The 23407-nt window shown below is 64.4% G+C and carries 23 protein-coding genes; 9 read left to right on the forward strand and 14 right to left on the reverse strand.

What is annotated here, in order from left to right; all coding sequences use genetic code 11:
• Window positions 1-119: 119 nt before the first annotated feature.
• The 5 genes from F791_RS0101040 to F791_RS0101060 all read left to right on the forward strand — a co-directional run bounded on the left by F791_RS0101040 (window position 120) and on the right by F791_RS0101060 (window position 4939).
• Complete coding sequence (locus tag F791_RS0101040; RefSeq protein ID WP_018174521.1) at window positions 120-635, forward strand: hypothetical protein; 516 nt, start codon at window positions 120-122, stop codon at window positions 633-635.
• A 42-nt stretch (window positions 636-677) separates the two neighbouring features.
• The gene (locus F791_RS0101045; RefSeq protein ID WP_012982424.1) at window positions 678-1568 is read left to right on the forward strand and encodes a DMT family transporter; all 891 of its coding nucleotides are present in this window, start codon (window positions 678-680) and stop codon (window positions 1566-1568) included.
• Between the two features lie 95 nt (window positions 1569-1663).
• Complete coding sequence (locus F791_RS0101050) at window positions 1664-2053, forward strand: DUF4870 domain-containing protein (RefSeq protein WP_018174522.1); 390 nt, start codon at window positions 1664-1666, stop codon at window positions 2051-2053.
• Between the two features lie 341 nt (window positions 2054-2394).
• Window positions 2395-3825 (forward strand): sigma-54 dependent transcriptional regulator, encoded by a 1431-nt coding sequence (locus F791_RS0101055; RefSeq protein WP_018137688.1) that lies wholly within the window; start codon window positions 2395-2397, stop codon window positions 3823-3825.
• A 97-nt stretch (window positions 3826-3922) separates the two neighbouring features.
• The gene (locus F791_RS0101060) at window positions 3923-4939 is read left to right on the forward strand and encodes a transporter (RefSeq protein WP_018174524.1); all 1017 of its coding nucleotides are present in this window, start codon (window positions 3923-3925) and stop codon (window positions 4937-4939) included.
• 25 nt (window positions 4940-4964) lie between these two features.
• Here the strand turns inward: F791_RS0101060 and F791_RS0101065 are convergent, their stop codons facing one another.
• From F791_RS0101065 to F791_RS0101090, 6 genes are all read right to left on the reverse strand, one after another.
• Window positions 4965-5471 carry a hypothetical protein gene (locus F791_RS0101065; protein WP_018137690.1) on the reverse strand — a complete coding sequence of 169 codons (507 nt, stop codon included), beginning with the start codon at window positions 5469-5471 and terminating at the stop codon, window positions 4965-4967.
• Complete coding sequence (locus F791_RS0101070; protein WP_012982429.1) at window positions 5468-6175, reverse strand: C39 family peptidase; 708 nt, start codon at window positions 6173-6175, stop codon at window positions 5468-5470. Before F791_RS0101070 ends, F791_RS0101065 begins: the two co-directional genes overlap by 4 nt.
• 10 nt (window positions 6176-6185) lie before the next feature.
• On the reverse strand, window positions 6186-6518 hold the full coding sequence (locus tag F791_RS0101075; protein WP_018137692.1) for a hypothetical protein: 333 nt from the start codon (window positions 6516-6518) through the stop codon (window positions 6186-6188).
• Window positions 6519-6655: 137 nt separating this feature from the next.
• Entirely contained in the window at window positions 6656-7561 is a 906-nt protein-coding gene (locus tag F791_RS0101080; RefSeq protein WP_018137693.1) for a hypothetical protein, read from the reverse strand.
• Between the two features lie 440 nt (window positions 7562-8001).
• The gene (gene fdxA / locus F791_RS0101085) at window positions 8002-8325 is read right to left on the reverse strand and encodes a ferredoxin FdxA (RefSeq protein ID WP_012982432.1); all 324 of its coding nucleotides are present in this window, start codon (window positions 8323-8325) and stop codon (window positions 8002-8004) included.
• Window positions 8326-8478: 153 nt separating this feature from the next.
• On the reverse strand, window positions 8479-9126 hold the full coding sequence (locus tag F791_RS0101090; protein WP_019592049.1) for an ERCC4 domain-containing protein: 648 nt from the start codon (window positions 9124-9126) through the stop codon (window positions 8479-8481).
• Between the two features lie 185 nt (window positions 9127-9311).
• Between F791_RS0101090 and F791_RS0101095 the strand changes: the two genes are divergently transcribed.
• Window positions 9312-9683: a hypothetical protein gene (locus tag F791_RS0101095; protein WP_018137695.1), complete on the forward strand. Its 372-nt coding sequence runs from the start codon at window positions 9312-9314 to the stop codon at window positions 9681-9683.
• A 93-nt stretch (window positions 9684-9776) separates the two neighbouring features.
• Here F791_RS0101095 and F791_RS0101100 read toward each other — a convergent pair whose 3' ends face one another.
• Both F791_RS0101100 and F791_RS0101105 read right to left on the reverse strand, forming a co-directional pair.
• The gene (locus F791_RS0101100) at window positions 9777-10199 is read right to left on the reverse strand and encodes a PAS domain-containing protein (protein ID WP_255349509.1); all 423 of its coding nucleotides are present in this window, start codon (window positions 10197-10199) and stop codon (window positions 9777-9779) included.
• A complete protein-coding gene (locus F791_RS0101105) occupies window positions 10130-12658 on the reverse strand; it encodes an EAL domain-containing protein (RefSeq protein ID WP_018137697.1) in 2529 nt (842 codons plus the stop codon). The genes F791_RS0101100 and F791_RS0101105 overlap by 70 nt, the downstream gene beginning before the upstream one ends.
• 494 nt (window positions 12659-13152) lie before the next feature.
• On the opposite strand from F791_RS0101105, the gene F791_RS0101115 reads away from it, so the two are divergent.
• Both F791_RS0101115 and F791_RS0101120 read left to right on the forward strand, forming a co-directional pair.
• Window positions 13153-14466 (forward strand): DEAD/DEAH box helicase, encoded by a 1314-nt coding sequence (locus tag F791_RS0101115; protein ID WP_038049117.1) that lies wholly within the window; start codon window positions 13153-13155, stop codon window positions 14464-14466.
• A 181-nt stretch (window positions 14467-14647) separates the two neighbouring features.
• On the forward strand, window positions 14648-15883 hold the full coding sequence (locus F791_RS0101120) for a methyl-accepting chemotaxis protein (RefSeq protein ID WP_018993554.1): 1236 nt from the start codon (window positions 14648-14650) through the stop codon (window positions 15881-15883).
• A gap of 927 nt (window positions 15884-16810) precedes the next feature.
• Here the strand turns inward: F791_RS0101120 and F791_RS0101125 are convergent.
• From F791_RS0101125 to dapC, 3 genes are read right to left on the reverse strand one after another with little or no spacing between them, the layout of a single operon-like run.
• Entirely contained in the window at window positions 16811-17164 is a 354-nt protein-coding gene (locus tag F791_RS0101125; protein ID WP_018993553.1) for an ArsC family reductase, read from the reverse strand.
• On the reverse strand, window positions 17157-17978 hold the full coding sequence (gene dapD / locus F791_RS0101130) for a 2,3,4,5-tetrahydropyridine-2,6-dicarboxylate N-succinyltransferase (RefSeq protein WP_017925459.1): 822 nt from the start codon (window positions 17976-17978) through the stop codon (window positions 17157-17159). The genes F791_RS0101125 and dapD overlap by 8 nt, the downstream gene beginning before the upstream one ends.
• A gap of 31 nt (window positions 17979-18009) precedes the next feature.
• Window positions 18010-19203 (reverse strand): succinyldiaminopimelate transaminase, encoded by a 1194-nt coding sequence (gene dapC, locus F791_RS0101135; protein WP_018137702.1) that lies wholly within the window; start codon window positions 19201-19203, stop codon window positions 18010-18012.
• Between the two features lie 239 nt (window positions 19204-19442).
• Here dapC and F791_RS0101140 point away from each other — a divergent pair, with 239 nt between their 5' ends.
• Complete coding sequence (locus F791_RS0101140) at window positions 19443-20366, forward strand: MBL fold metallo-hydrolase (RefSeq protein WP_018137703.1); 924 nt, start codon at window positions 19443-19445, stop codon at window positions 20364-20366.
• A 17-nt stretch (window positions 20367-20383) separates the two neighbouring features.
• Here the strand turns inward: F791_RS0101140 and F791_RS0101145 are convergent, their stop codons facing one another.
• The 3 genes from F791_RS0101145 to F791_RS0101155 all read right to left on the reverse strand — a co-directional run bounded on the left by F791_RS0101145 (window position 20384) and on the right by F791_RS0101155 (window position 22913).
• Complete coding sequence (locus F791_RS0101145) at window positions 20384-21112, reverse strand: glycosyltransferase (protein ID WP_018137704.1); 729 nt, start codon at window positions 21110-21112, stop codon at window positions 20384-20386.
• A 6-nt stretch (window positions 21113-21118) separates the two neighbouring features.
• Window positions 21119-21439, reverse strand: coding sequence for a rhodanese-like domain-containing protein (locus F791_RS0101150; RefSeq protein ID WP_018137705.1), 321 nt, complete (start codon window positions 21437-21439; stop codon window positions 21119-21121).
• Window positions 21440-21548: 109 nt separating this feature from the next.
• Complete coding sequence (locus F791_RS0101155; protein ID WP_018137706.1) at window positions 21549-22913, reverse strand: sigma-54-dependent Fis family transcriptional regulator; 1365 nt, start codon at window positions 22911-22913, stop codon at window positions 21549-21551.
• Window positions 22914-23407 lie beyond the last annotated feature (494 nt).

Genomic DNA, 23407 nt, shown 5'->3' on the forward strand with positions numbered 1-23407 from the left:
ATGGGTCGGCGAGTCCGTGAAGTCTACTGGGGCCAGGGATGCGTTACCATCGGCGGCGTTTGCCGCGAACGACCGACCGTTCACGGCGCGCATTGTTTCACAGCCCTGGAGGAACCCCCATGAACCGACTGTCCGCACTCCTGCTCGCCGCGCTATTGGCGACTTCCACCCTGTTCCTCGCGGCCTGCGACGGCGGTGCCAACGCCTCGGCCGACGAAGTGGCCGAAGGCGAGGCCTTCCCCGAGCGCACGCTGAATGACCAGCACGGCAACCCGCTGCAGATACCGGGTGATGCGCGCGTGATCCTCAAGACGGTGGAGATGGCCCCGGCCGATATCGCCAACGCCGTGCTCGGCGAGATGACCGAGGAAGAGCGCAACGAGATCGGTGTGATCTACATCGCGGATATCCACCAGATGCCGCCGCACGTGATGGAGAACGTCGTGCTGCCGCGCATGCAGGCACGTGAATACCCGACGGTGGTGACCCAGTCCGAACAGGACGCGGGCTTCATGCCGCACACACCGGAAGAGGTCACCGTGATCCTGCTGGACGGTGACGGCACCGTTACCGGTATTCATAGCGCCGCGAACGAGGACCGGCTGAAGGAGTTGCTCGAACAGGCGGGTGAATAAGCCCCTGAAGCGGCGAGCGCCGGTTTCGCGGCGGCGTCGCTGATGGCCTTTTTCCTCGGACTCCTGACGGCGCTCGGGTTTGGCGCTGGGGATTTCTTTGGTGGCCTGGCCTCGCGCCGAATCCCCGCGCTCGTGGTGGCCTGCTATTCGCAGTTCCTGGCCACCGGCGCGCTGCTGCTGATCGCCGTTCCGCTTGCGGGGCTGCCGGGCCCGCAGGCGTTGATCTGGGGGGGTGCCTCCGGGCTGGCGCTGGCGCTGGGCCTTCTCGCCTATTATCGCGGGCTGGCCGAGGGCTCGATGGGCCTGGTGGCGGCGATTACTGGTGTGATCTCCGCTCTGGTGCCGCTGGGGGTGGGCCTGGCCCTCGGTGAGCGGCCGGGCGTGCTGGCGCTGGTCGGCATTGCCGCCATCGTGGTGGCCATCGGCATGATCTCGGGCGGGGCGCGCAAGGCCAGCCCGCGGCGTCTGGATCAACCCGTTCGTGGCCTGATTGCGCTGGCGCGGGGTGAGCATCCGGTCAAGGGGCTGCTGGACGCCGTGATCGCCGGGGTCTGCTTCGGCCTGGTCTTCGTGTTTCTCGATCAGGCCCAGGCCGGATCACCGTTGTGGCCCGTGGTGGCCACCTCGGCGGTCGGGGCCCTGACGCTTGCCCTTGTCATGCTGGTCTTGCGGCCCGAACGCGGGATGAGCCGCTCCACCTTCGTGCTGCTGGCGCTGGCGGGGCTGTTCCAGGCGGCAGCGACCCTGGCCTTTGTCGTGGCCGTACGCATGGGACTGCTGTCGATCATTGCGGTGGCCGGGGCGCTGTCGCCCGCGCCGACCGCGCTGATGGCCCGCCTGTTTCAGGCCGAGCGTATGTCGCGTGTGCAACTGGCAGGCTTCGTGTTCGCCCTGCTCGGGATCGTGCTGATCGTCTGGGCGGGTCCAGCGTAGGGGGGGCTTGCGCCTGTCACTGGGTCAGTAGCAGAAGTGCTAGTCTCGGCGAACAGGCTCGCAATGAGCATGACCATGCCGACAGGAGGTGCAAGGTGAGCGAAGGAACACGACCGGAAGTCGAACCGAGCGATGTGAGCCGCCCCGTGCCGGGTCCGCGCAAGGAGCGCACGATGGTGACTGTGGTGTACGTACTGTATCTGGTCAGCTTTCTGACCGCGCTCACCGCGATCGCCGGTTTGATTATTGCTTACATCAAGCGCAACGACGGGGACGCGGTCAGCGACACGCATTTTACCTACCAGATTCGTACATTCTGGATTGGCTTGCTCGGCGTGATCGTAGGGGCTGTTTTGACCCCGATCGGTATTGGATTCCTGGTCTTGCTGTTCATGATCGTCTGGCTTTTGGTGCGTTGCATCAAGGGTCTGCTGGCGAATAACGAAGACCGGTCGATCGAGCAGCCGGAGACCTGGCTGTGGTGACATTGGTTAGTGATACTCAGGAATTGTCTCGTGTTTGAGACGTAGTGTCCCCGTATCATACGGTCGGGGATTTTAAATGCATCACAAAAAGGGCCGCTCTCGAGCGGCCCTTTTTATTTTCGGGCGAATCTGGATTCGGGAATATTAATGCCCTTCATTAAAATAAATTGTAAGTCTTTTTGGTGGTTAATTTCGCGCTCCTTGTTTAATGTTGAGATCGTTCTTTTCCCCTATATTCCGGCAGAGACAACGCTGAACTTCCAGCGATGGGTCGGTTGCGTCGAACCGGCAAGTAAAGCTGGATCTGAACAATAGGGACGGGCATGGCCGGATCGCGAAGGTTGAATGGTTCCTTTTTGCGGTCGGTGGATGGCGGGACTTTCCTGCCCCGGGGGGATTCCGACGAATCGCGTTATGCACTGCAGCGCGCCTGTGCGACTGCGATGGTGCGCGAGGTGGCATGGGTAGACGGTGGCGGCGGCGCGGGGGAATCGATGCCGAGCTTCTCCGATGCCTGGACGCTATGGCGCGTCCCGGGGCCGGGTGGGGTAACGGAGGGGACACTCAGCAAGGTGCGTGTTGGGCTTGTCGACCTGGGCAGCCCCATCCCGAACTGGGTGACCGAGTTTGTACACACTCATCAGCATGTGAAGTGGATCGCGCTCGTTCACCCGGATCTATTACTGCGCGACGACGTTCGCGAGCTGATTCGCGAGTCCTGTTACGACTTTCATACCCTGCCATTCGACCAGGCGCGCCTTGAAATCACGCTGGGACGGGCATGCGGCATGGCGGCGCTGGAAGCGCGGCCCACTCGTCCCAATCAGGATGCCGAGTCGGACCATATTCCCATCGTTGGGCATAGCCCGGCGATGCAGGGACTGGCCCGCCAGATCGAGCGCGTCGCGGGCTCCGAGGCACCGGTGCTCTTTCAGGGCGAGAGCGGCACCGGCAAGGAACTGGCTGCGCTGGCGGTGCACCGACATTCACGAAGGGCGAACGGGCCTTTTGTGGCAGTGAACTGCGGGGCATTGCCGGCGCAGCTGATCCAGTCGGAACTGTTTGGCCACGAGGCAGGCGCCTTTACCGGGGCGGGTCGACGCAAGATCGGGCAGTTCGAGCTGGCGCATGGCGGCACGCTGCTGCTGGACGAGATTGGCGATCTCAGCCTGGAGCTACAGGTCAATCTGCTGCGTTTCCTGCAAGAGGGAACGCTGGTGCGGCTCGGCGGGTTACAGCCCATCAAGGTGGATGTGCGCGTGCTCGCGGCGACCCATGTCGCGCTGGACGAGGCCGTCGAGCGCGGTCGTTTCCGCGAGGACCTCTACTACCGCCTGAATGTCATCCAGCTGGATGTGCCCCCGTTGCGAGAGCGGGGCACGGATCTGAAAGAACTCGCGCGCTTCTATTTCGAGCAGTTCCGCAGCCAGAACCCTCGGCTGCGCGGCTTTACCCAGGCCGCGTGGCAGGCGATGTATGCCCATGCCTGGCCCGGAAACGTACGCGAGCTGGTGAACCGGGTGCGGCGGGCGGTGACGATGGCGGAGGGACGCCTGATTCGGCCGGAGGATCTGGGACTGGCCGCTTCGGGCAATGCCGAGAAGCCGCAAACGCTGGCCCAGGCGCGCTCGACCGCCGAACGGGAATTGCTGATCAAGGTGCTGGGCCAGTGCGACAACAATGTCTCGCGGGCCGCGCGCCAGTTGGGGGTGGGCCGGATGACGCTCTACCGCCTGCTCGACAAGTACGGGCTGCGTTCCAATGCGCCCTGAATCTTGTGACGGGGAAGAGAGTGGCCCTTGCGTAACAGTTCGGCCCCTGGGGCCATGGAGAACGACGGTGGACAAGCGATGGGTCAGGAGAAGTGGGTTGGGGATCGTACCGTTTTGTATCGGGTTGGCCGGGCCGGCCGTGGGCCAGGAGGCTCGCGAGGCGGTCGGGGACGCCCCGGTGGATTCGGGCCCCGAGGTGACGGTTTTCGAGGAACGTGGTGTGCTCACACCGAAGGGGCAGTGGGTAGTGGAGCCGTCGTTGTCGTACGTGCACAGCAGTTCGCTGGATGTGTCGATCGAGGGGTTCACCATCATCCCGGCCCTGGCGATCGGGCTGATTGATGTCAGCGAGACGGAGCGCGACACGCTGACCGCGGCGGTGAGCTTTCGCTATGGCCTGACCGAGCGGCTGGAGGTCGGGATGAAGATCCCGTATGTCTACCGCGAGCAGCAGGTGCGCCGGCGCGACATCCTCGAGGCGACCGCGCTGGAGCGTGTGACGGGCTCCACCGGGCAGGGATTGGGCGATATCGAGTTCGGCGTGTCTTACCAGTTCAACATGGCGGATCGAGGTCGGCCGTTCTTTATCGGCAACCTCAAGGCGAAGAGCACGACTGGTAAGGGGCCCTTCGATGTCGCCCGCCGCGAGATCCTGGATGACGAGGGCAATCGCCTGGGCGAGATCTTCCTCGAGCAGCCCACCGGTTCCGGGTTCTGGAGTATCCAGCCCAGCGTGACGATGATCTATCCGACCGACCCGGCCGTGATCTTTGCGAACGTCAGCTATCTCTGGAACATCGAGCGCGATGTGGGCGATGGCTATGGCAAGGTCAATCCCGGCGACGCGGTCGGCATGAGCCTGGGGATGGCCATCAGCCTGAACGACCGCACCTCGATGAGCTTTGGCTACGACCACAGCACGGTATTCCGCACGCGGGTGGAGAACGAAAGCGGGCTGGAGCCCGTGTTCGGGCGGCGCCAGGTGGGGACCGTACTGTGGGGTATCTCGCACCGGCTGACGGACCGCACCAGTGTGAATTTCTCGCTCGGTGTCGGGGCGACCGAGGCCGCACCGGATGTGCAGGCCACCCTGCGGGTGCCGATCCGTTTTTGAGGGGCGCGTTGCCGTGGCGGAGGGTTCAGAAGCCTCCGCCACGCTCGAGCATGTGCTGTTCCAGTGCCCGGCCCAGGTCCCCGCGCGGCATCTGCAGATTGCCAAGCTCCAGTTGCAGGATGGTCTGGTGGCGGATGTCCTGTCCGTCGAGTTCGTTCTGGATCGCAGTGACCCAGCCCATGCCCGAGGTCCAGCTTTCCGCCGGCATCGCGCCCCCGGTCTGGATGACGACCGAACGCAGGTCGGTGCCGGGCCAGTGGGAGCCGCTGGTGATATCGCTCAGGGGGCGCAGGGTGGAGTGGTTGATCACCTCGCCATTGAGTGACGTGATCTGTTCCAGCCCGATCGAGATCTCCAGACCATCGCGCCCGAAGAAGCCGCCGCGCTGGGCCTCCAGTACCGAATCCGGTACTACGCGCTCGTCGCCGAGGGGGGGCAGGACATCCAGGGCATGAGCCGTTGTAGCCCATGTCGCGCTGGCCAGGATGACGCCCAGGATGCAGCAGGGCAGGCGTTTCATCATCGCGCTCACCAGTCGCTCGCGCGGGGCAGATGCAGGGTGAAGCTCGCCAGGTCGCTGCGCACGACACCCGACTCGATCGGCGCGCGGGTCACGGCGGCCCAGGTTTCGGAGGCATTGAAGCGATGCCGGGCGAGGTCCACGTCCTCGCGAATGATGAACAGGATGTCGTTGACCCAGATCTGCTGGAACTCGTTACGGGTGTAGCTGTTGACCCCGAGAGCCGGATCTCCCACCAGTACCCGTCCGCCTTCTAGCCCCTTGATTACCACGAAGTGGCGATAGCCCCGAGTCTCGATCATCGCGATCGCCGGCACCCCGAGATTGTCGAGGTCATCCAGCCCGATGCGAAAGCCGTCGGCGGGCATGCCCTGTTCGGCCTCCAGGTAGTGCTTCATGTCGAGCATGGAGAACCCCTGTTCGCGGATCAGGTCCTGGTCGCCGCGTCGGAACATGCTGTCGAAGGTCTCGACCTCTGTGGTGGGGCGGTCGTAGTGGTACGTGAGCAGCGTAGCCAGGGCGGCGGAGCCGCAGCTGAAGTCGTATCGCTGCGGGACGATGGAGCGAAAGCGCAGGTCTTTCAGGCTCTCCACCGGCACGTTCATGCTGCCGATCATGCCCGGGAACTGGGCCCCGCCGGCCCATGCGGACAGGGCAGGCGAAAGCATCAGCGCGGTGGTGATGACTACGCAGAGGAACCAACGGCGGATGGGCATTGGTGATTCCTCAGGGGTTGATCGTGATGTTCACGATCATCGATTCCTGTATGGCGACGTTGTTGCCGCTGTTCTGAATGACCGTGGAGATACCGCGGGCATTGTCGAAGGCCCCGGCCGCCACGAAGTTCTTGCCGGTGGTGGAGTTCACGGCGTGGTTGTTCGCGAGGTCAATGCGCGAGTGGATCTGACCGAGCTGAATATTGGTCACGCCCTGGCGTGCCCGTTGCGCGTCCAGTGTGGCCAGATCGACCACCTCATAGGCGTCGGGAGCCGAGCCGAACAGCAGTGCATCGCCGGCCGACGGGACTTCGGCATGGGCGATGGCTGTCACCAGCAGCATGCCGGCGGACAGAAAGGCAGCAGAACCGATGCCGCCCCGGTGGGCTGACGGATTACACATGACCGGACCCTCTTGCATGGCAGGGAGAATGCGGCGGGGATGATCCCGCCGCATGCCGTTCCGACACGCCGTGTCGGTTAGTTGCCCAGGTTCAGATGCGCCTGCACCGAGACCTGCTGCTGGGTCAGGCTGTTCGCGCCGCTGTTCTGCGACACCTGGGTAATCCCCGCCGGGGCCACGAAGGAATCCGAGCCGATGTAGTTGTGGCTCTCCTGGTTGGCACGACCGGCGATGTCGACGTAGTTCCCGGTCACAGTACCCGACAGTTCGTTCTGGCTGACCACGGCGTTCACCTGCAGCGACGTGTTGAAGCTGTCAGTTGCGGTGTAGTTGCCGGAATCCATGATGGCCGAGCTGTTGTCGGAGTTGTCGCTCTGATCACGGGTCACCGAGGCAGTGGAACCGTTGTTGGCGGCTGCACTGTTGTCGTCCGCGTGGGCCATGCTGTTGTCGGAGTTGTCGTTGCCCGAGTCGGAGATGTTCAGGCTGTTGTCGGAGCTGTCATTCCCGGAGTCGGAGACATTCGTGCTGTTATCGGAGCTGTCATTGCCCGAATCCGAGACATTCAGGCTGTTGTCCGAATTGTCGTTCCCCGAATCCGAGACTGTGGTGTTGCCGGAGTCGGAGATCGCGGTGCTGTTGTCGGAGCTGTCGTTGCCCGAGTCGGAGATGCTCGTGCTGTTGTCGGAGTTGTCATTGCCCGAATCCGAAATGCTCGTGCTGTTGTCGGAGCTGTCATTGCCCGAGTCCGAGATCGCGGTGCTGTTGTCCGAGCTGTTCGACAGGTCGGAGTCATTGATTGCGAACGCCTGGGAATACTCGTTCGCCGAGGCGCCGCCGCCATCGGCCGAGGAGGTGGCGGTGGCGGTCTGATCACCGACTTCGCCTTCGGCGGTATTGGTCGGGTTGGCCAGGGCCAGGCCCGAGCTCAGGCCGAAGGCCAGGGCGATAGCGGAAGCAATCAGGGTCTTTTTGAAGTTCATGGCTTTGTCTCCATTGGCTAGCCAGCAATAGACGGTTGTCGTAGCCCCGGTGCACGTGGCCCGTGCTACGCAACAACCCAACTAGCAGGACTTGGGCCAGCGGACGGTTTGTCCGGGAGAACAATGACTTATAGAGTCAAGGGGTATCGCGATCGGACCCAATCTGTGCCATCCGCGATACAGTGCGTGCGCTCGGGCGCGGCCATTCGAGGTTGAACCTATTGAAATCACGAGGGAATCGGGTTTCGCGTGAGTGACTCAACGAGGAGACACCGGGTACCCCAGCTACGGTTGCCGCGGGCTGACTTGCAGGGACGAGGAGGGTGGGTGGCGGTCGGGAAGAAGGCCGTTGCAGCGCATCGGGAGATGCAGAGGGGGGCGCCTGGCCAGGCGGATGCAGCGAGATTGTGGGGCTGCCTGGCAGCCCCATTGATGCGGACTTAGCGTTCCAGATGCTTCAGCTTGCCCTCGACGCCGTCCCACTCCTCGGCGTCTTCCGGCGGATCCTTGCGCGCGGTGATCACCGGCCAGGTGCGCGAGAGCTCGGCGTTCAGCTCGATAAACTGGAGCTGGTCTTCCGGGACATCATCCTCCGGCACAATCGCCTCGGCCGGGCACTCCGGCTCGCAGAGCGTGCAGTCGATGCACTCGTCAGGGTCGATCGCGAGGAAGTTGGGGCCTTCGTGGAAGCAGTCGACCGGGCAGACCTCGACGCAATCGGTGTACTTGCACTTGATGCAGTTCTCGAGAACGATGAACGCCATTGGTTTCTCCCTGAAATCAGTTAATTGCGGTCCCGCCTTCCGGTGGTCTGGCGAGCGCCGCCGCGCGTGCCCCCGGGGCCTGCGCATGGGCTGCAGCGCGCATTGTAACGTCAGGCGAGGGGCGAGACACGTGAATCCCCGCACCCTGCGGGATTACCCTTTGCGGCTGCCATGGGTCACGACGGACTCGATGCGCTGGGCGCGTTCCAGGTCCATGCCATCGACCTCGGCCAGTTGCTCGGCATCCGTGTTCAGCACGTCGCGCACGCTGCCGAACTGGCGCAGCAGGTCGCGGGCCAGATCGGGTTCCACACCGGGCAGGCCGCTGACAATGAACTCCGCCGCTGCACGGCGCTTTTCGGGCTTGGCGGGGCGTGCGATTGGGTCGGGGTCCACCTGGGCGTTCATGCCTAGCAGGTAGATCAGCATGCCGCTGGTGTCTTCGTCATTGGAGGGCAGCACACTGATCCCGAGCGCGATCGTCAGATGCGTCAGGGCGCGGTGGATGTCCAGCGCCTGCTGGTGGAAGCGTGGTTCGTAGAGGTCCCCCTCGACTACGTAGATCACCTTGTCGTGCGTCGCCTTAAGCTTGGCGGCGTTCTCCCACAGGGTCTGGTCCACGACGCTCAGCACCATGTCGGTGGCGGACTTGCGCTCCACGACGACCCCATTGGGGAGTTCGTAGTCGCCGACATCGAGGTCGACGAACTCCAGCTCCACGCCCTCCAGGCGCTCCAGGCGCTGGATGATCTTGCCCTGCTCGCGGCGATCCACGCGGATCGGGAGATGCAACTGACTCATGCGGTGTACTCCATTGCAGTGAATGCGCCGAGTGTAGGGGGCTCGGGGCCGGCGCCCAAAAGGCCCGATCTTCCCCATGTCTCCGCAAACATCGTTCAGGCGTGCGAAAGCGAGCATGTCCCCTATACTCGGATGGGCATGCCGAACGATGCATGCCGGATATAACGAAAACCAAGGAGGGAGTGATGGCGATTCAGATCGCGATTGTTGGGCTGGGCCGTGTGGGGGGCCGTTTTCTGGAACTGCTGCTGGACAGCGATACGCCGGGAATGGAGATTTGCGCGGTATCGGAGCAGGGCGAAACCGAGGGCTGCAAACTGGCGCAGGCGCGCGGGATTCCGCTGGAATCGGTCGAGGACATCCTGGCCCGTGGCGATCAGGTGGATGTGATCTACGACCTCACGGGGCAGGCCGAGGTTCGCCAGCGCCTGCGCGAGGGGATGCAGCACGGGGGCAATCGCCACACCGTGGTGGCGCCCGAGGTCATGGCGCATCTGACCTGGTCGCTGCTAACGCACGAGGCCCCGCCGGACGTCCACGCGAACATGGGCTACTGACCAGGGGTTAACCGGGCGGTCGGGGTTTGTTCCCGGCCGCACCGGTTTTCCACGGTATTCAGCCGGCGACCGACCCGGAACGTCGCTTTTCCGCTACCGGAACAGGGCATGGTTCCAGGGGCTTCGGCACATGGAGTCCATCAGGCTCTCGTGCGAGACGCGCTCCGCGACCGTCTTGACCCCGATCACGCGGCCAATGTGGTGGATGCTCTCGACCATCGCGCGGCTGACCCGATCCTCCGCCATGTCGCGCACAAAGCTGCCATCGATCTTCAGTGTCTTTTGAAGTAGCCGGTGGAACACGCTTGCGAGGGGCTGGTTGTAGGCGGACGCCTGGTTCCATCCCGTCAGGTGCTCGGCGACCGGGTTGAGGTAATTGAGCCGCCCCTCGAGGTCCGTGGTGATCACGCCATCGCCAATGGCATGCGCAGCCAGCAGGGCGAGCCTCAGGCATCCAGTTGAGAGTGGACGGTGGCACGGAATTCTTCCACCGACAGCGCGGGCGAGTAGAACCATCCCTGGTACAGGTCGCAGCCTTCTCGGCGCAGAAAGGCGAGTTGCTCGGCGGTCTCCACGCCTTCGGCCACCAGCTTCAGGTGCAGGCTGTGGCCGAGGCCCATCACCGAGCGCAGGATCATCTCGGCGTCGCGGTCGTGGCCGATCCCCGCGATGAACGAGCGGTCAATCTTGATCTTGTCGATCGGCAGCGACTTCAGATAGGCGAGCGAGGAATACCCAGTACCGAAATCATCCAGCGATACGCGCACACCGAGCGCCTTGAGCCCGGAGAGGTGCTCGCGCGTCAGGGCGACATCGGCCATGGCCACGGTCTCGGTCACCTCGATCTCGAGGCGTTCGGGCGAAGCACCGGCCTCCTTCAGTGCCGCTTCGAGTCGGGAGACGAGATCCGGCTGGCGGAACTGAAGCGCCGAGACGTTGATGCAAATGGACGTGTCGACACCCTGTTGTGCCCAGTCGGCCAGTTGCTGGCAGGCGCGACGGATCACCCAGTCACCGAGTGGCAGGATCAACCCGTTGGCCTCGGCGCTGGGGATAAAGCGCGATGGTGGTACGGCACCCAGTTCCCGATCGTTCCAGCGAAGCAGGGCCTCGGCGGCGGTCACGGCCCCGGTGCGGGCATCGATCAACGGCTGGAAATGAAGTGCCAGCTGGTCATGTTCCAGCGCGTGTTTCAGGCGCTCCTGGAGCTGCTGTTCCGCCCGTACCTGGGCATCCAGGTGTTCGGAATAGAACGCGTAGGTATTGCGCCCGGAGCGCTTGGCCTCGTACATCGCCATGTCGGCATAGCGCACCAGCGTGTTCGCGTCCCGCGCATCCTGCGGGAACAGCGCGATCCCGAGACTGGCACTGGAGCTGAACTGGCGCGTGGGGCCGGTCTGAAACGGCCGGTCAAACTGCGCCAGAATCTCCTGGGCCAGCTCCCCGATCTGCAGCTCATCCGTAATCTCGGGGACCAGGATCATGAACTCGTCGCCGCCAAAACGCCCGATCGTGGCGTCGTTGCCCGCTGCGTCCTTCAGGCGTTGAGCGACTTCGCGCAGCAGTTCGTCACCCTCGTGGTGGCCGAAGGTGTCGTTGATCATCTTGAAGTGGTCGAGATCAAGCAGCATCACCGCGATGCGATGATCGTGACGGCTGGCGTGGGCAATGCTCTGGGCAAGCCGGTCGTGCAGGAGCCAGCGGTTGGGCAGGCCGGTCAGGCTGTCGTGGGTCGCCTGGTGCTGAATGCGGGCCTCGCGGCGCTGGCGGTCGGAAATGTCCCGGATAAAGGCGGTGATGCGCCGCCCGCCCTGGTCCTCGAAGGCATTCAGGCTGATGTCGACCGGAAACTCGGTGCCGTCGAGCCGGCGTCCCCGCAGGTCGGGGGCCTGGCCCATGGTCCGTTCCGAGATGTCGTCGCTCTGCTGCTCGCGGACCGATTGGTGGTGTTCGCGCAGGCGCTCGGGGATCAGGGTCTCCACGGGCTGGCCAATCAGATGCCGTCGCGGGTAACCAAACAGGCGTTCGAGGTTGCGATTGGCCATCAGAATGGTGCCGTCGCCGTCGGTCACCAGTACCCCGTCCGGCGCCGTGTCGATCAGTTGCTCGTAGCGCTGCTGGCGGAGCTCGACATCCCGGTGGGCGGCCCGGAGTTGTGCCATGGGCGCGCGTACGCTTTCGATGAAAACCGCCCAGTAAATCAGCGCATAGGCCGCCACCTTGTAGATGTGGCCGAGCACAAAGAAGCCGTCGGACAGGTTATCGTACAGGGTGAAAAATACCTCGCTGGCCATCAGGACCATCAGCGCGGCGGCCACCAGCGGCATACCGGGGCGCTGCATGAGCTGAGGGCGCAGCAGCAGGACCAGGAGGGTGGCGGCGTGCAGCACCACCACCACGCCCTCCAGCGCGATCTTGAACGGCGTCAGTCCCTCGCCCGGGACGAACAGTGCCGGAATGCGCTGTTCGTGCCATAGCCCCACCCAGGCAAGCACTGCGACTAGCGCCAAAGCACCCACCAGCATGCCCCTGGGAACGGGTTCCTGGCTTCTTGGCATCAAGGGGAGTGCCACATACAGGAGGAGCGCCGTTGCGGCGACGAGCCGCGCGGCCAGCCAGAAGAAGATGGTCTGTTGCGAGGAATTGGGCGTGATGAAATCCGGCATCTGCGGATAGGTCATCAGGTGCAGGAAATCCAGCAGGCCTACGGCGAGAAACCCAGTGGCGAGGACCAGTGTGGCCATTACCCGACGGCGGTCGCGCACATGATAGGCGACTGCGAACACCCCGATCGCCACGACCACCGCGAACAGTTCGGTCGCGGTGTGGAATGCGGTCATATGCTCCAGCGGCACCAGCGGCGGGACCGGGATGCCGACCATCCAGAGCAGTACAGGCAGCATGAACAGTGCCAGCAGTACCAGCCACATCAGGGGCACATAGCGTGAAGCCGGGGAGCGGGGAAGGGCGTTCATCGGGGCCCCTGAGCGAAATCAGTCATGTGCACGCTCGGGATCGGAAATGGCGACCCATTGCTCGGGCGGCTGCCCCGGACGTACTCATCATCGTGCTCCTCCACAGTACAGTCGGCAACGGACGATCGAACTACCAGATGTATGCCGTAACCGTGAGGCACGCGCGTCTGACCCTGGGTGCCACACGGATCCGCATCGCTGGACCTGCGTCACCCGGCCATCCCTGGCGCGTTTATTCTTATAATCCGTGCATTATACGAGCGTTTGTGGAATCGGCCCAGAGTCTTTACCGCGTGAATCAGGTATTAAGCGAAAAAACCGCGGAGAATCACTTGCTTTCACCTTCCGACCCGGTATAGTGGCCTCACCGAACGCCCCGCCCGTCAGCGTCCGTTCACTGATCCGGAACCTTCTCGGTTCCCGTCCCCCCGATTTCGTCATACCCCGATGGGTGCCCCTCGATTGCGAGCGGCGGGTAGCCGTTGGAGTATTGCATGTCTTCTGTTTCTTCCTTTGCCGACCTTGGGTTGGCCGAATCCCTTTTGCGTGCGCTGGACCAGGCCGGCTACAAAACGCCGACCCCGATCCAGACCCAGGCGATCCCCGAAGTCCTGAAAGGCGGTGACCTGCTGGCCGCCGCCCAGACTGGGACGGGCAAGACCGCCGGTTTTACCCTGCCGATCCTGCAGCGACTGACCGATGGCCCGGCGCCCGAGCGCAAGCCGGGGCGTCCGCGGGCGCTGATCCTGACGCCGACCCGCGAGCTGGCCGCTCAGGTCCATGATTCCGTCCGTACCTACGGCCGCCACCTGTCGCTGAAGTCGATGACCATCTTTGGCGGCGTGAACATGAACCCACAGATCAAGGCGCTGCGGGGCCCGATGGATATCGTCGTGGCTACGCCGGGTCGCCTGCTGGACCATGCCAACCAGAAGACGATTGACCTCTCCGGTATCGAGATCCTGGTGCTGGACGAGGCCGATCGCATGCTGGACATGGGCTTCATCCGCGATATTCGCCGCCTGATTGGCCTGATGCCGAAAAAGCGCCAGAACCTGATGTTCTCGGCGACCTTCTCCGGCGAGATCCGCACGCTGGCGTCGAGCCTGCTGAACAAGCCGGCCGAGGTCGACGTGGCCCCGCGCAATACGGCTGCCGAGACCGTGCAGCAGACGGTACACCTGGTGGAAACCAGCCGGAAGCGTGAGCTGCTCAGTCATCTGATTCGTACCAACGACTGGGGGCAGGTGCTGGTATTTACCCGCACCAAGCACGGCGCCAACCGTCTCGCGCAGAAGTTGACGCAGGACGGCGTGCCCTCCGAGGCGATTCACGGCAACAAGAGCCAGGCGGCGCGTACCAAGGCGCTCAAGCAGTTCAAGACCGGGTCCGTGCCGGTGCTCGTTGCGACCGATATTGCGGCTCGAGGCCTGGATATCGACCAGCTGCCGCAGGTCGTCAACTTCGAGCTGCCGAACGTGCCGGAAGACTACGTGCACCGCATTGGTCGAACCGGTCGCGCCGGAGCTGCGGGTGCCGCGCTGTCGCTGGTCGATGGCGAAGAGTTGAAGCTCCTGAAGGGTATCGAGCGCCTGATCCAGCGCCCGATCGAGCGGATCGAGACCGAAGGGTTCGACGCGCCGAAGCCGGCGGCGAACGATGGCAACGGCCATCGCCGTGGCGCCAAGCCGGGCGGTGGTGCGCGTAATGGCAAGCCGCGCCAGGGTCGTGGCGGCAAGCCTGGCGGTAACCGCGGGGCTGGACAGGGTCGTGCGGCCCAGGGCAATCGGGCTGCGCGCAGCCGCTAGATTCCCGGCCGTCCTGACCGCATCCGCCCGCGTCCTCCATTGGGACGCGGGCTTTTTTGTGTCCGCGAACCCGCGTTCGACTTGATCCGGATCACCTGCTCTTGGTGACCCCTGCGCGAAGATGGGCCCGCTATCAAGAAGCGGCCACCCTGGCCGTTATAGCGGGGAAAGGAGGGACCCCATGAACCGGCTTCTGAAGATCGGCGGACTGCGCCTCAAGCTTGTGATCCTTGTGATTCTCGTCAGTACCATCCCCCTCTCGATCATGGGTGGGGTGACCTTCCACACGATGAAGGGTGACCTGGCGGCGAATGTCGACGCGGCGCTGGTCGATCAGTTGTGGTGGCTCCTTTGGGGGCTTTGGGTGGTGGCCTTTCTGGTCGCGCTGGCCATCGGCTGGTTTGCGGCCAACATGCTGGTGCGCCCGCTGGAGCGGCTGGCCTCGGGGCTGGAAGCGATCGCCTCCGGTCAGGCGGACCTTGGCCATCGGGTCGAGGTCACCACTGACGATGAGATTGGCCGCACCAGTAACGCATTCAACGCGGTCATGGACCGTCTCTCGGGCCTGATTGCACAGGTCGCGGACGCGGCCGACGGGATCGCCGCTTCCGCGCGCCAGCTGGAGGGCCGCAGCAACGAGTTGAGTCGCGAGACCGATGACCAGCGCTCGGATGTCGAGCAGGTGGTCACCGCCATGAACCAGATGTCCGCGACCGTGCAGGAGGTCGCCAACAACACCCAGAGCACGGCGGAGAGCGCCGGGCAGGCCACCCGCGCGGCCGAAGGTGGGCGTAATGTGGTCCAGGCGACCCAGGGGTCGATCAACGCCCTGGCCAGCGAGATTCGCAAGGCCAGCACGGTGATCGACGAGCTCAAGGGTGACTCCGACAATATCGGGTCCATCCTCGAGGTGATCGAGGAGATCGCCGAGAAGACCAACCTGCTGGCGCTTAATGCCGCGATCGAGGCCGCCCGGGCGGGCGAGGCGGGGCGCGGCTTTGCCGTGGTCGCCGACGAGGTGCGCCACCTGGCGCAGCGTACCAATGACTCGACCGGCGAGATCCGCGAGATCATCCAGCGCCTGCAGGGTGCGGCCGGCAAGGCCGTGCAGGCAATGGAGGTCAGTCAGCAGCAGGCCGAGTCCTCGGTCAGCAAGGCCGGCGAGGCCGAAGAGACGCTGGAGTACATCCACGACTCCGTGACCACCATCGACGACATGACGCGCCAGGTCGCCTCGGCGACCGAGCAGCAGAGCCAGGTCGCCGAGGAGATCAACCGCAACGTACACCACATCAACGACATCGCGGTACGCAGCGCCGACGGCGCCCGCGAGATGCAGGAGGCCGTCGAGGCCCTGGAAGGCCTGGCCAAACGCCTGCAGGCCGAGGTAGCCGGCTTCCGCCAGCAACCCGCCTGACACCCGGGGCCTGCCCTCTACTAGCGTCCTTGAGGCTGGCCCTGGTTCGGCATCCGGTGTTTACGGTGGCTTCGGCCGGCCGCCTGCCTGCGCTCACTCGCGAGCGCGCCGCGAGGTACTTTCTTGCTTGCCCAAGAAAGTACCCAAAGAAGGGCACCCGGATTCCGCCCGGGGACCTTGCTCCAGGGCCCTCGGGCCGGCGGCGCTGAAACTCGCTACGCCTTTGGCTTCGCTCAGACAGTCAGCGCCTCTCTTCCGTCCCGAGAACCCTTCCGCAAGGGGCTTCATACGGGGGGATGGAGGTTAAAACAGAAGGTATCCCCGCGCCTGTTTCCAACTCCAGCGCCGTAGGGTGCGGTTGAGCGAAGCGAAACGCACCGTTCCGACGTCGGGGCAACCCCTGATGCGATTCGCTGCGCTCATCACATCCTACGATGGGGTCTGGCGCCCGCTGGCGGGCGCGGCACGCCAGGGCCGAAGGCCGCGCGTGCCCAGGATGTCGGAATACCTAGCCTCCATCCATAAGCACAATCGCCGGGACAGCCGTTGTCTTGACCTTCCCCCCGTTGTCGTCGCGCCGAGTGGAGAGGGTTTTCGCGGGACGATTCAAAATAGAAACGGGGGCGCTGACTGTTTGAGCGAAGCCGAAGGCGCAGCGAGTTTCAGCGCCGCCCGCGAAAACCCTCGGAGCGAGGGAAACCCCGGCCCGCCCAGCGGGCCGGGGTCGCGGCAGTCGGGCGTGTTTCTTGGGTACTTCTTTGCACGAGCAAAGAAGCCAGTTGTTGATCAAAAACGGGCGCGGTGCGCTGGCGAGACAGCGCAGGCAGGCGGCCGGACGAAGCCACCGTAGACTCCAGATGCCGAACCCGGCCCAGCCAATACGAAGTGCCGGCTAGAGCCACGAGCGCCGGAGCCCGCTAGAAACGGTTAGCCAGCCCCAAGCTCACGCGCGGTCGCCGCATTCCAGCCAACGTAGACGTCGTCGCCACGCTCGACGACCGGGCGCTTGATCAGCGTCGGATGTTCGAGCATCAGTGCGATTGCACGCTCCTGGTCGATGGCCTCACGCGTATCCTCGGGGAGCTGGCGCCAGGTAGTACCGCGCCGGTTCACCAGGGTCTCCCAGCCAACGGCATCCACCCAGCGGCGCAACTGCGCCTCCTCGAGCCCGTCCTTGCGAAAGTCCACAAAGCGGAAGTCCACGCCGGTCGCATTCAGCGCCCGGCGTGCCTTGCGCACGGTGTCGCAGTTGGCGATCCCGTAGAGGACGAGATCAGACATCGCGCAGCAGGGCGTTCAGCCCGACCTTGGCCTTGGTCTTCTCGTCTACGCGCTTCACGATCACCGCGCAGTACAGCGAGTACTTGCCATCCTTCGAGGGCAGGTTGCCCGGCACCACCACCGCGCCTGCCGGCACGCGGCCGTACAGGATCTCGTCGTTTTCGCGGTCGTAGATGCGGGTCGACTGGCCGAGGTACACGCCCATCGAGATCACGGCGCCTTCCTCGACGATCACGCCCTCGACCACCTCGGAGCGCGCACCGATAAAGCAGTTGTCTTCGATGATGGTCGGGGCGGCCTGCAGTGGCTCCAGCACGCCACCGATGCCGACGCCGCCGGACAGGTGCACGTTCTTGCCGATCTGCGCGCAGGAGCCGACGGTGGCCCAGGTATCGACCATCGTGCCTTCGTCGACGTAGGCGCCGATGTTCACGTAGGAGGGCATCAGCACCACGTTGGGAGCGATGTAGCTGCCGCGACGGGCGGTGGCCGGCGGCACGACGCGCACGCCGCCCTCGCGGAAGTCGCGGCTGGAGGTGTCGGCGTACTTGGACGGTACCTTGTCGTAGTAGTTGGTGAAGCCGCCCTTGATGAACTCGTTCTCGGCAATGCGGAACGACAGCAGCACGGCCTTCTTCAGCCACTCGTTGACGACCCAGTCGCCACCCTTTTTCTCGGCAACGCGGGCCTGGCCGCTGTCCAGCATCTCCATGGCCTCGTTCACGGCGTCACGCACGTTGGTTTCCACGTTGCGCGGATTGATCTCGGCGCGGCTTTCGAAGGCGGTCTCGATGATGCTCTTGATGTCCGACATGAAACAGTCCTTTTAAGTGTTTAAAAATTCGTTATTTGTATAGTTCGGCGATGCGTTCGGCCGCCTCGATGCAGGCCGCCGGTTCGGCGACCAGCGCCATGCGCACGTGTCCGGCCCCGGGATTGTGCCCGGTCTCGGGGTCGCTGCGGGAGAGGTAACGTCCGGCCAGCACCGTGACGCCGGCTTCGGCATACAGGCGACGGGCGAAGGCCTCGTCGTCGCCATCCGGCACGCGTGGCCAGAGATAGAAGCCCGCGGCGGGCGGTTCCACGTCCAGGACCTCCTGCAGGATCGGCACGACCGCGGCGAATTTTTCGGCGTACAGCGCGCGATTATCGGCGACATGGGCCTCGTCCGCCCAGGCCGCCCGACTGACCGCCTGCGTGGGCGGCGGCAGGGTGCAGCCGTGATAGGTGCGGTACAGCGCGAAGCGGTCGAGCAGCTCGGCATCGCCGGCGACGAACCCCGAGCGCAGGCCCGGCAGGTTGGAGCGCTTGGACAGGCTGTGGAACACGATACAGCGCTCGAAGCCGGTACGGCCCATGCGGGCCGCCGCGCCGAGTAGTCCGCCCGGGGGTTCGGCATCCGGGTGGTAGATCTCGGAGTAGCACTCGTCCGCCGCAATCACGAAGTCGTGCCGGTCGGCGAGGCCGATCAGCTCCTGCATTGCCGACTCGGACATGCAGGCCCCGGCCGGATTGCCCGGGTTGCAGATATAGACCAGTTGCACCGCATCCCAGGTCGCGGCATCGACCGCGGAGAAATCGGGCAGATAGCCGTTCTCCGGCGCCAGGTCGTAGAAGGCCGGCTCCGCCCCGGCCAGCAGGGCCGCACCTTCGTAGATCTGATAGAAGGGGTTCGGCATCAGCACGCGCGCCCTGGGCTTCTCTGCGACGACGGCCTGGGCGATCGCGAACAGGGCCTCGCGGGTACCGCTGACGGGTAGTACCTGCCGGTTGGCGTCCACTCCGTCCAGCTGGAACCGCCGTTGCAGCCACGCGGCGATGGTCTCGCGCAGCGCGGGCTCGCCGCGGGTGGTGGGGTAGTGGTTGTAGCCCTGGAGGGTGTCGCGCAGCACCGGTTCGACAAACCCCGGCAGCGCATGACGCGGCTCGCCGATCGACAGGGCGATCGGCTCCCGGTCGGCGGGTTGTTGCAGATCCGCGAACAGCCGGCGCAGGCGTTCAAACGGATAGGGCTGTAGCCGGTCCAGGCGCGGGTTCATGGCGGCTCGGGCGTCGTGTTCGAGGGAAACGAAAGACCGCGCAGTATACCGGAGCCAAACACCAATGGGAGATCCACTCGCTTCCTGTGCGGCCAGTGTGGATGCACTGGTTTTGCTCTCGCGCTGGCCATGCGGCAGGCTTGGCCGTTTCCGATCGGGAGCGATGCATGGCGTGCAGCCACGACCACACGGCGCAGGGGAAGCGGGGGCCGAGTTCGTACAGCAAGGGATTGCATGACCTGGGGAACGGCGCCTGGGCCTATCTGCAGCCCGATGGTGGCTGGGGCTGGAGCAATGCCGGGTTGATCCGCGATGGCGAAGAGGCGCTGCTGGTCGACACCTTGTTCGACGAGCGCCTGACGGCCGAGATGCTCGCGCAAATGGATGCCGCGACCGGGATCGCCGCGGGGGATATCAATCTCCTGGTCAATACGCATGCCAATGGTGACCACACCTTTGGCAACCGCCTGGTGCACCAGGCCGAGATCATTGCTTCACAGGCCAGTGCCGACGAGATGCCGGAGCTGCCGCCGGCGATGCTGGCCGGCCTGATGGCGCAAAGCGGCGCGATGGGCGAGGTAGGGCAGTACCTGCAGCGCTCGTTCGGTGCGTTCGATTTCGGTGGAGTGGAGTTGACACTCCCGACCCGCACCTTTTCCGGGCGGCTCGATCTGACGGTAGGCGACAAGGCCGTGGAGCTGATCGAGGTGGGTCCCGCTCACACCCAGGGGGATGTGCTGGTGCATGTGCCGGCTGACCGGGTCGTCTACACCGGCGATATCCTGTTCATCGAAGGGACACCCATCATGTGGGCTGGCCCGGTGGGCAACTGGATCGCCGCGATCGACCGGATCCTGGCGATGGATGTCGAGCTGATTGTGCCCGGCCACGGGCCCATCACCGACAAGGCCGGTGCCCGACGCGTGCGTGACTATCTGGTGTACATCGATGCGCAGGCGCGGGCGCGTTTCGAAGCCGGAATGCCGGCGGAGGAGGCCGCGTTCGACATTGCACTGGGCGACTACGCCAACTGGGGGGATGCCGAGCGGATCGCGGTCAACGTGGACACGCTGTACCGCGAGTATCGCGGCGACACCGCCCCTCCGGACATCATGCGCCTGCTCACGTTAATGGCGCGTCTCGACGCCGCCCGTCGCCAGTAGCGCGCAACGGGCGCTCATCATCCCTTCGGGCGCGTGTACCAGAACCAGGCCAGCCGGCGCGAGCGCAGGCTCCAGGGCAGTAGCAGGGCCTGCAGCACCACCAGGATGTGCTGGGCGGGGCTGAACCAGTCCGCCTTGCGTCCCGAGGTCAACACGGGTGTCTCCAGCATCCGGAACCGCTGCCCGTGGTGGCGGCCCCAGCGCGCCATCGCGCGCGACAGGAACACCTCCTCGCCCGCATAAACCCGCTCGCTGAACCCCCCGACTGCCTCGAAGGCCTCGCGGGTGCAGAAGACGTAGCAGCCGGCGGCGAGTCCCAGCCGCGCCGACAGGGTGTTCCAGGCCGCCGCACCCCAGCGGTAGATGCGATGGGTCAGGTGATCGAACGCGACGCGTGCGCCGCCGCCGCAGACCTTGCCGCTGTCCAGGGCGTCGAGTGTCGTGCGGATCAGATCGGCGTCCGGCCAGGTATCGGCATCAACGAACAGCAGGTAATCGCCGCAGGCGGCCCGGGCACCCGCGTTGCGGGCGCGGCTTATGCGCCGCTCCGGCTCGAACACGACGCGGCAGCCGGCTTGCTGTGCGATCTGCGGGGTGGAATCCGTGGAGGCGTTGTCGACTACGATGATCTCGGTTCGTCGATCCACGTCCGCGAGGGCTTGCTGCAGGGCTGCCAGGGTGTGCGGAAGCCACTGTGCCTCGTTCCAGGCCGGGACGATGACCGACAGCGCCGGGAGCCCGCGCACGGGGTATCAGTAGGTCGCCATATGCGGGTCGACGTCACGCGCCCAGGCGTCGATGCCGCCGGACAGATTGATCACCTTGCTGAAGCCGGCCCGCTGAAGAAACCAGCACACCTGCTGGCTGCGAACTCCGTGGTGACAGATCACCACGATCTCGTCGTCCGGGTTCAGCTCCTGGTACGCCGCCGGAATCTCGCCCATCGGGAGCAGCTTCGAGCCGTCGATGCGACAGCGCTGGTATTCCCAGGGCTCGCGTACATCCAGCAGGACCGGCGGCTGGTCCGTCTCGGCAAGGTGATCCTGCAATTCCCGGGGGGACATCTGGCGCATACGATTGACCGTCTAGTGTGTTGCGTGTGACATGAAAAGCCCCGCCCCGGACGATCGGGGCGGTCGGTTCGGGACCCAGACCAGGTCCGGCGGCTCGATCAGATTGTGGCTAGGTCATATTGTAACGATGCATCTTGCGCCAGAGTGTGGTGCGGTCGATCCCCAGGGCGCGAGCGGCCCGGGTGCGGTTTCCGGAATTCGCAACCAGGGCTTCGCGCAGCCGTCGCGCTTCGGGGTGTTCCATCCGGGACGAGGGGGCAGGGGCATAGTCCTGTGCCGCTGCGTTCAGGTTGGAGGTGGCCTCCCGCATTCCGGCCAGGCCGGGGGCCAGAGGGTCGGAGAGCGGGAAGTCATGTATGACCCCATTTTTGGCGCGCAAGCACATGCACTGGAAGACATTTTCCATCTCGCGGAAGTTGCCGGGCCAGGAATAGTTCAGCAGCTTGTTGCGCAACGCGTCGGCCACAACCACCTGGTGCCTCTGCTCGAACTGGGAAATGGCTTCGGCGAGATCGAGCGGGCGTTCCCGTAGTGGCGGCAGGTACACACTGGCCACCGCCAGGCGATAGAACAGGTCGGTGCGGAACTGGTTGTTCGCGGCCATGGCCGTCAGGTCGCGATTGGATGCGGATATGACCCTGACGTTTACCGAACGCGGCTGATTCTCCCCCACACGTTCGAACGTACCGTCCTGCACCGCGCGCAGAAGCTTGGCTTGCAGCTTCGGGCTCATCTCGCCGATTTCGTCGAGAAAAAGCGTGCCCCCGTCTGCGGCTTCGAAACGCCCCACCCGGTCGCTGATGGCGCCGGAGAATGCCCCCCGAATGTGACCGAAGAGCTCGGACTCCAGGAGTTCCTCGGGGATGGCCGCACAGTTCACCTCGATGAACGGTTCGGATGCCCTCGGGCTGTGGGCATGCATCGCCCGTGCGACGTGCGTCTTGCCCGTACCCGATTCGCCCAGCAACACGACCCGCACGTCACTCGACGCCACCTTGCGGGCGAAGTGCAGGGCTTTGCGGCATTCGGGGTCCCGGGAAACCAGCGGATGCACTGGATCCACAACCGCCGACGCAGCCTCCGGGGCCTCCTCTCTGGAGGTCAGGGGTTCGCAGTTCTCGTCGGGGCGCCTGCGCAGCGGCTGAAGGGTCAACAGGCGGAGACGTTCGTCCCGTTGCATGCGGATCGACTGCGTGATCACGCGCACCGGCAGGGTTTCGCCGTGCAGTTCGAGTCGGGTGCTGAAGTCGAGGTGAGGCGGGACTTCGGTGGCGGTCATGGGCGAAGCCGCATGCAATTCGGCAAGCAGGTTGACGGGGCCCAAATGCTCCAGGGAAAGGGGTATGTCTTCGGATAGTCGGAATAGCTGGAAGAAGGCGGGATTTCCGTAAAGGACCTGATTCTGATGGTCGACGATCAGGTGGGGATCGCGGCTGTGCCGTATGCAGATCTTCGCCAACTCCGTACCGGTCATGTCTCCTCCCGCCCCGCTTTGTTTGTGCGAGGTCTTATCTCGAGCATACGGCCAGTGAAGTAAAGGTGGCAATGGTCCTGGCAGCAAATGCAAGGCCTTTTCTGATTGCTGCAGAACGTTGCGCGTACGTTGCAGCATCGTTGCATTCCTGTTGCAACACCAGGTTTAAAAAATAAGAAAATATAGATGAACTTATTGATAAATAAGTAGTTTCGTATATTGGCATAGACTCTGCTTCCTCCGCCCGGCATGAAGCGGGCCTGCTGTCGAACTGGTGCGGTGTCATCTCTCCCTGTCTCTCCAGGCGTCCAGGCCGCCAAAAGGTCCGTTTCTTCGAAATTGGGCTATTTATAAAGAACGTCGAGCTCGCCGGAGCCCCGGGGTCCGGCGTAGGAGGGAGAACGTGACAAGGTCATCGAGGGCTGCTCTTGTGGTCCTGTCCCTGCTCGCCACGATATTGGCGAGTGCCTCTGGTACGGCTGCCGCCAGCAGTC

This window comes from Thioalkalivibrio sp. ALRh (assembly GCF_000381425.1).
Taxonomy (GTDB): domain Bacteria; phylum Pseudomonadota; class Gammaproteobacteria; order Ectothiorhodospirales; family Ectothiorhodospiraceae; genus Thioalkalivibrio.

Excerpts from the sequence above, each read along its gene's own strand:
- F791_RS0101040 (WP_018174521.1), top strand. The coding sequence starts at position 120 with ATGAACCGACTGTCCGCACTCCTGCTCGCCGCGCTATTGGCGACTTCC.
- F791_RS0101045 (WP_012982424.1), top strand. The coding sequence starts at position 678 with ATGGCCTTTTTCCTCGGACTCCTGACGGCGCTCGGGTTTGGCGCTGGG.
- F791_RS0101070 (WP_012982429.1), bottom strand. The coding sequence starts at position 6,175 with ATGCCCATCCGCCGTTGGTTCCTCTGCGTAGTCATCACCACCGCGCTG.
- F791_RS0101075 (WP_018137692.1), bottom strand. The coding sequence starts at position 6,518 with ATGCTGCTGGTGACAGCCATCGCCCATGCCGAAGTCCCGTCGGCCGGC.
- F791_RS0101080 (WP_018137693.1), bottom strand. The coding sequence starts at position 7,561 with ATGAACTTCAAAAAGACCCTGATTGCTTCCGCTATCGCCCTGGCCTTC.
- fdxA (WP_012982432.1), bottom strand. The coding sequence starts at position 8,325 with ATGGCGTTCATCGTTCTCGAGAACTGCATCAAGTGCAAGTACACCGAT.
- F791_RS0101090 (WP_019592049.1), bottom strand. The coding sequence starts at position 9,126 with ATGAGTCAGTTGCATCTCCCGATCCGCGTGGATCGCCGCGAGCAGGGC.
- F791_RS0101095 (WP_018137695.1), top strand. The coding sequence starts at position 9,312 with ATGGCGATTCAGATCGCGATTGTTGGGCTGGGCCGTGTGGGGGGCCGT.
- F791_RS0101100 (WP_255349509.1), bottom strand. The coding sequence starts at position 10,199 with ATGGTTCTACTCGCCCGCGCTGTCGGTGGAAGAATTCCGTGCCACCGT.
- F791_RS0101105 (WP_018137697.1), bottom strand. The coding sequence starts at position 12,658 with ATGAACGCCCTTCCCCGCTCCCCGGCTTCACGCTATGTGCCCCTGATG.
- F791_RS0101115 (WP_038049117.1), top strand. The coding sequence starts at position 13,153 with ATGTCTTCTGTTTCTTCCTTTGCCGACCTTGGGTTGGCCGAATCCCTT.
- F791_RS0101120 (WP_018993554.1), top strand. The coding sequence starts at position 14,648 with ATGAACCGGCTTCTGAAGATCGGCGGACTGCGCCTCAAGCTTGTGATC.
- F791_RS0101125 (WP_018993553.1), bottom strand. The coding sequence starts at position 17,164 with ATGTCTGATCTCGTCCTCTACGGGATCGCCAACTGCGACACCGTGCGC.
- dapD (WP_017925459.1), bottom strand. The coding sequence starts at position 17,978 with ATGTCGGACATCAAGAGCATCATCGAGACCGCCTTCGAAAGCCGCGCC.
- dapC (WP_018137702.1), bottom strand. The coding sequence starts at position 19,203 with ATGAACCCGCGCCTGGACCGGCTACAGCCCTATCCGTTTGAACGCCTG.
- F791_RS0101150 (WP_018137705.1), bottom strand. The coding sequence starts at position 21,439 with ATGCGCCAGATGTCCCCCCGGGAATTGCAGGATCACCTTGCCGAGACG.
- F791_RS0101155 (WP_018137706.1), bottom strand. The coding sequence starts at position 22,913 with ATGACCGGTACGGAGTTGGCGAAGATCTGCATACGGCACAGCCGCGAT.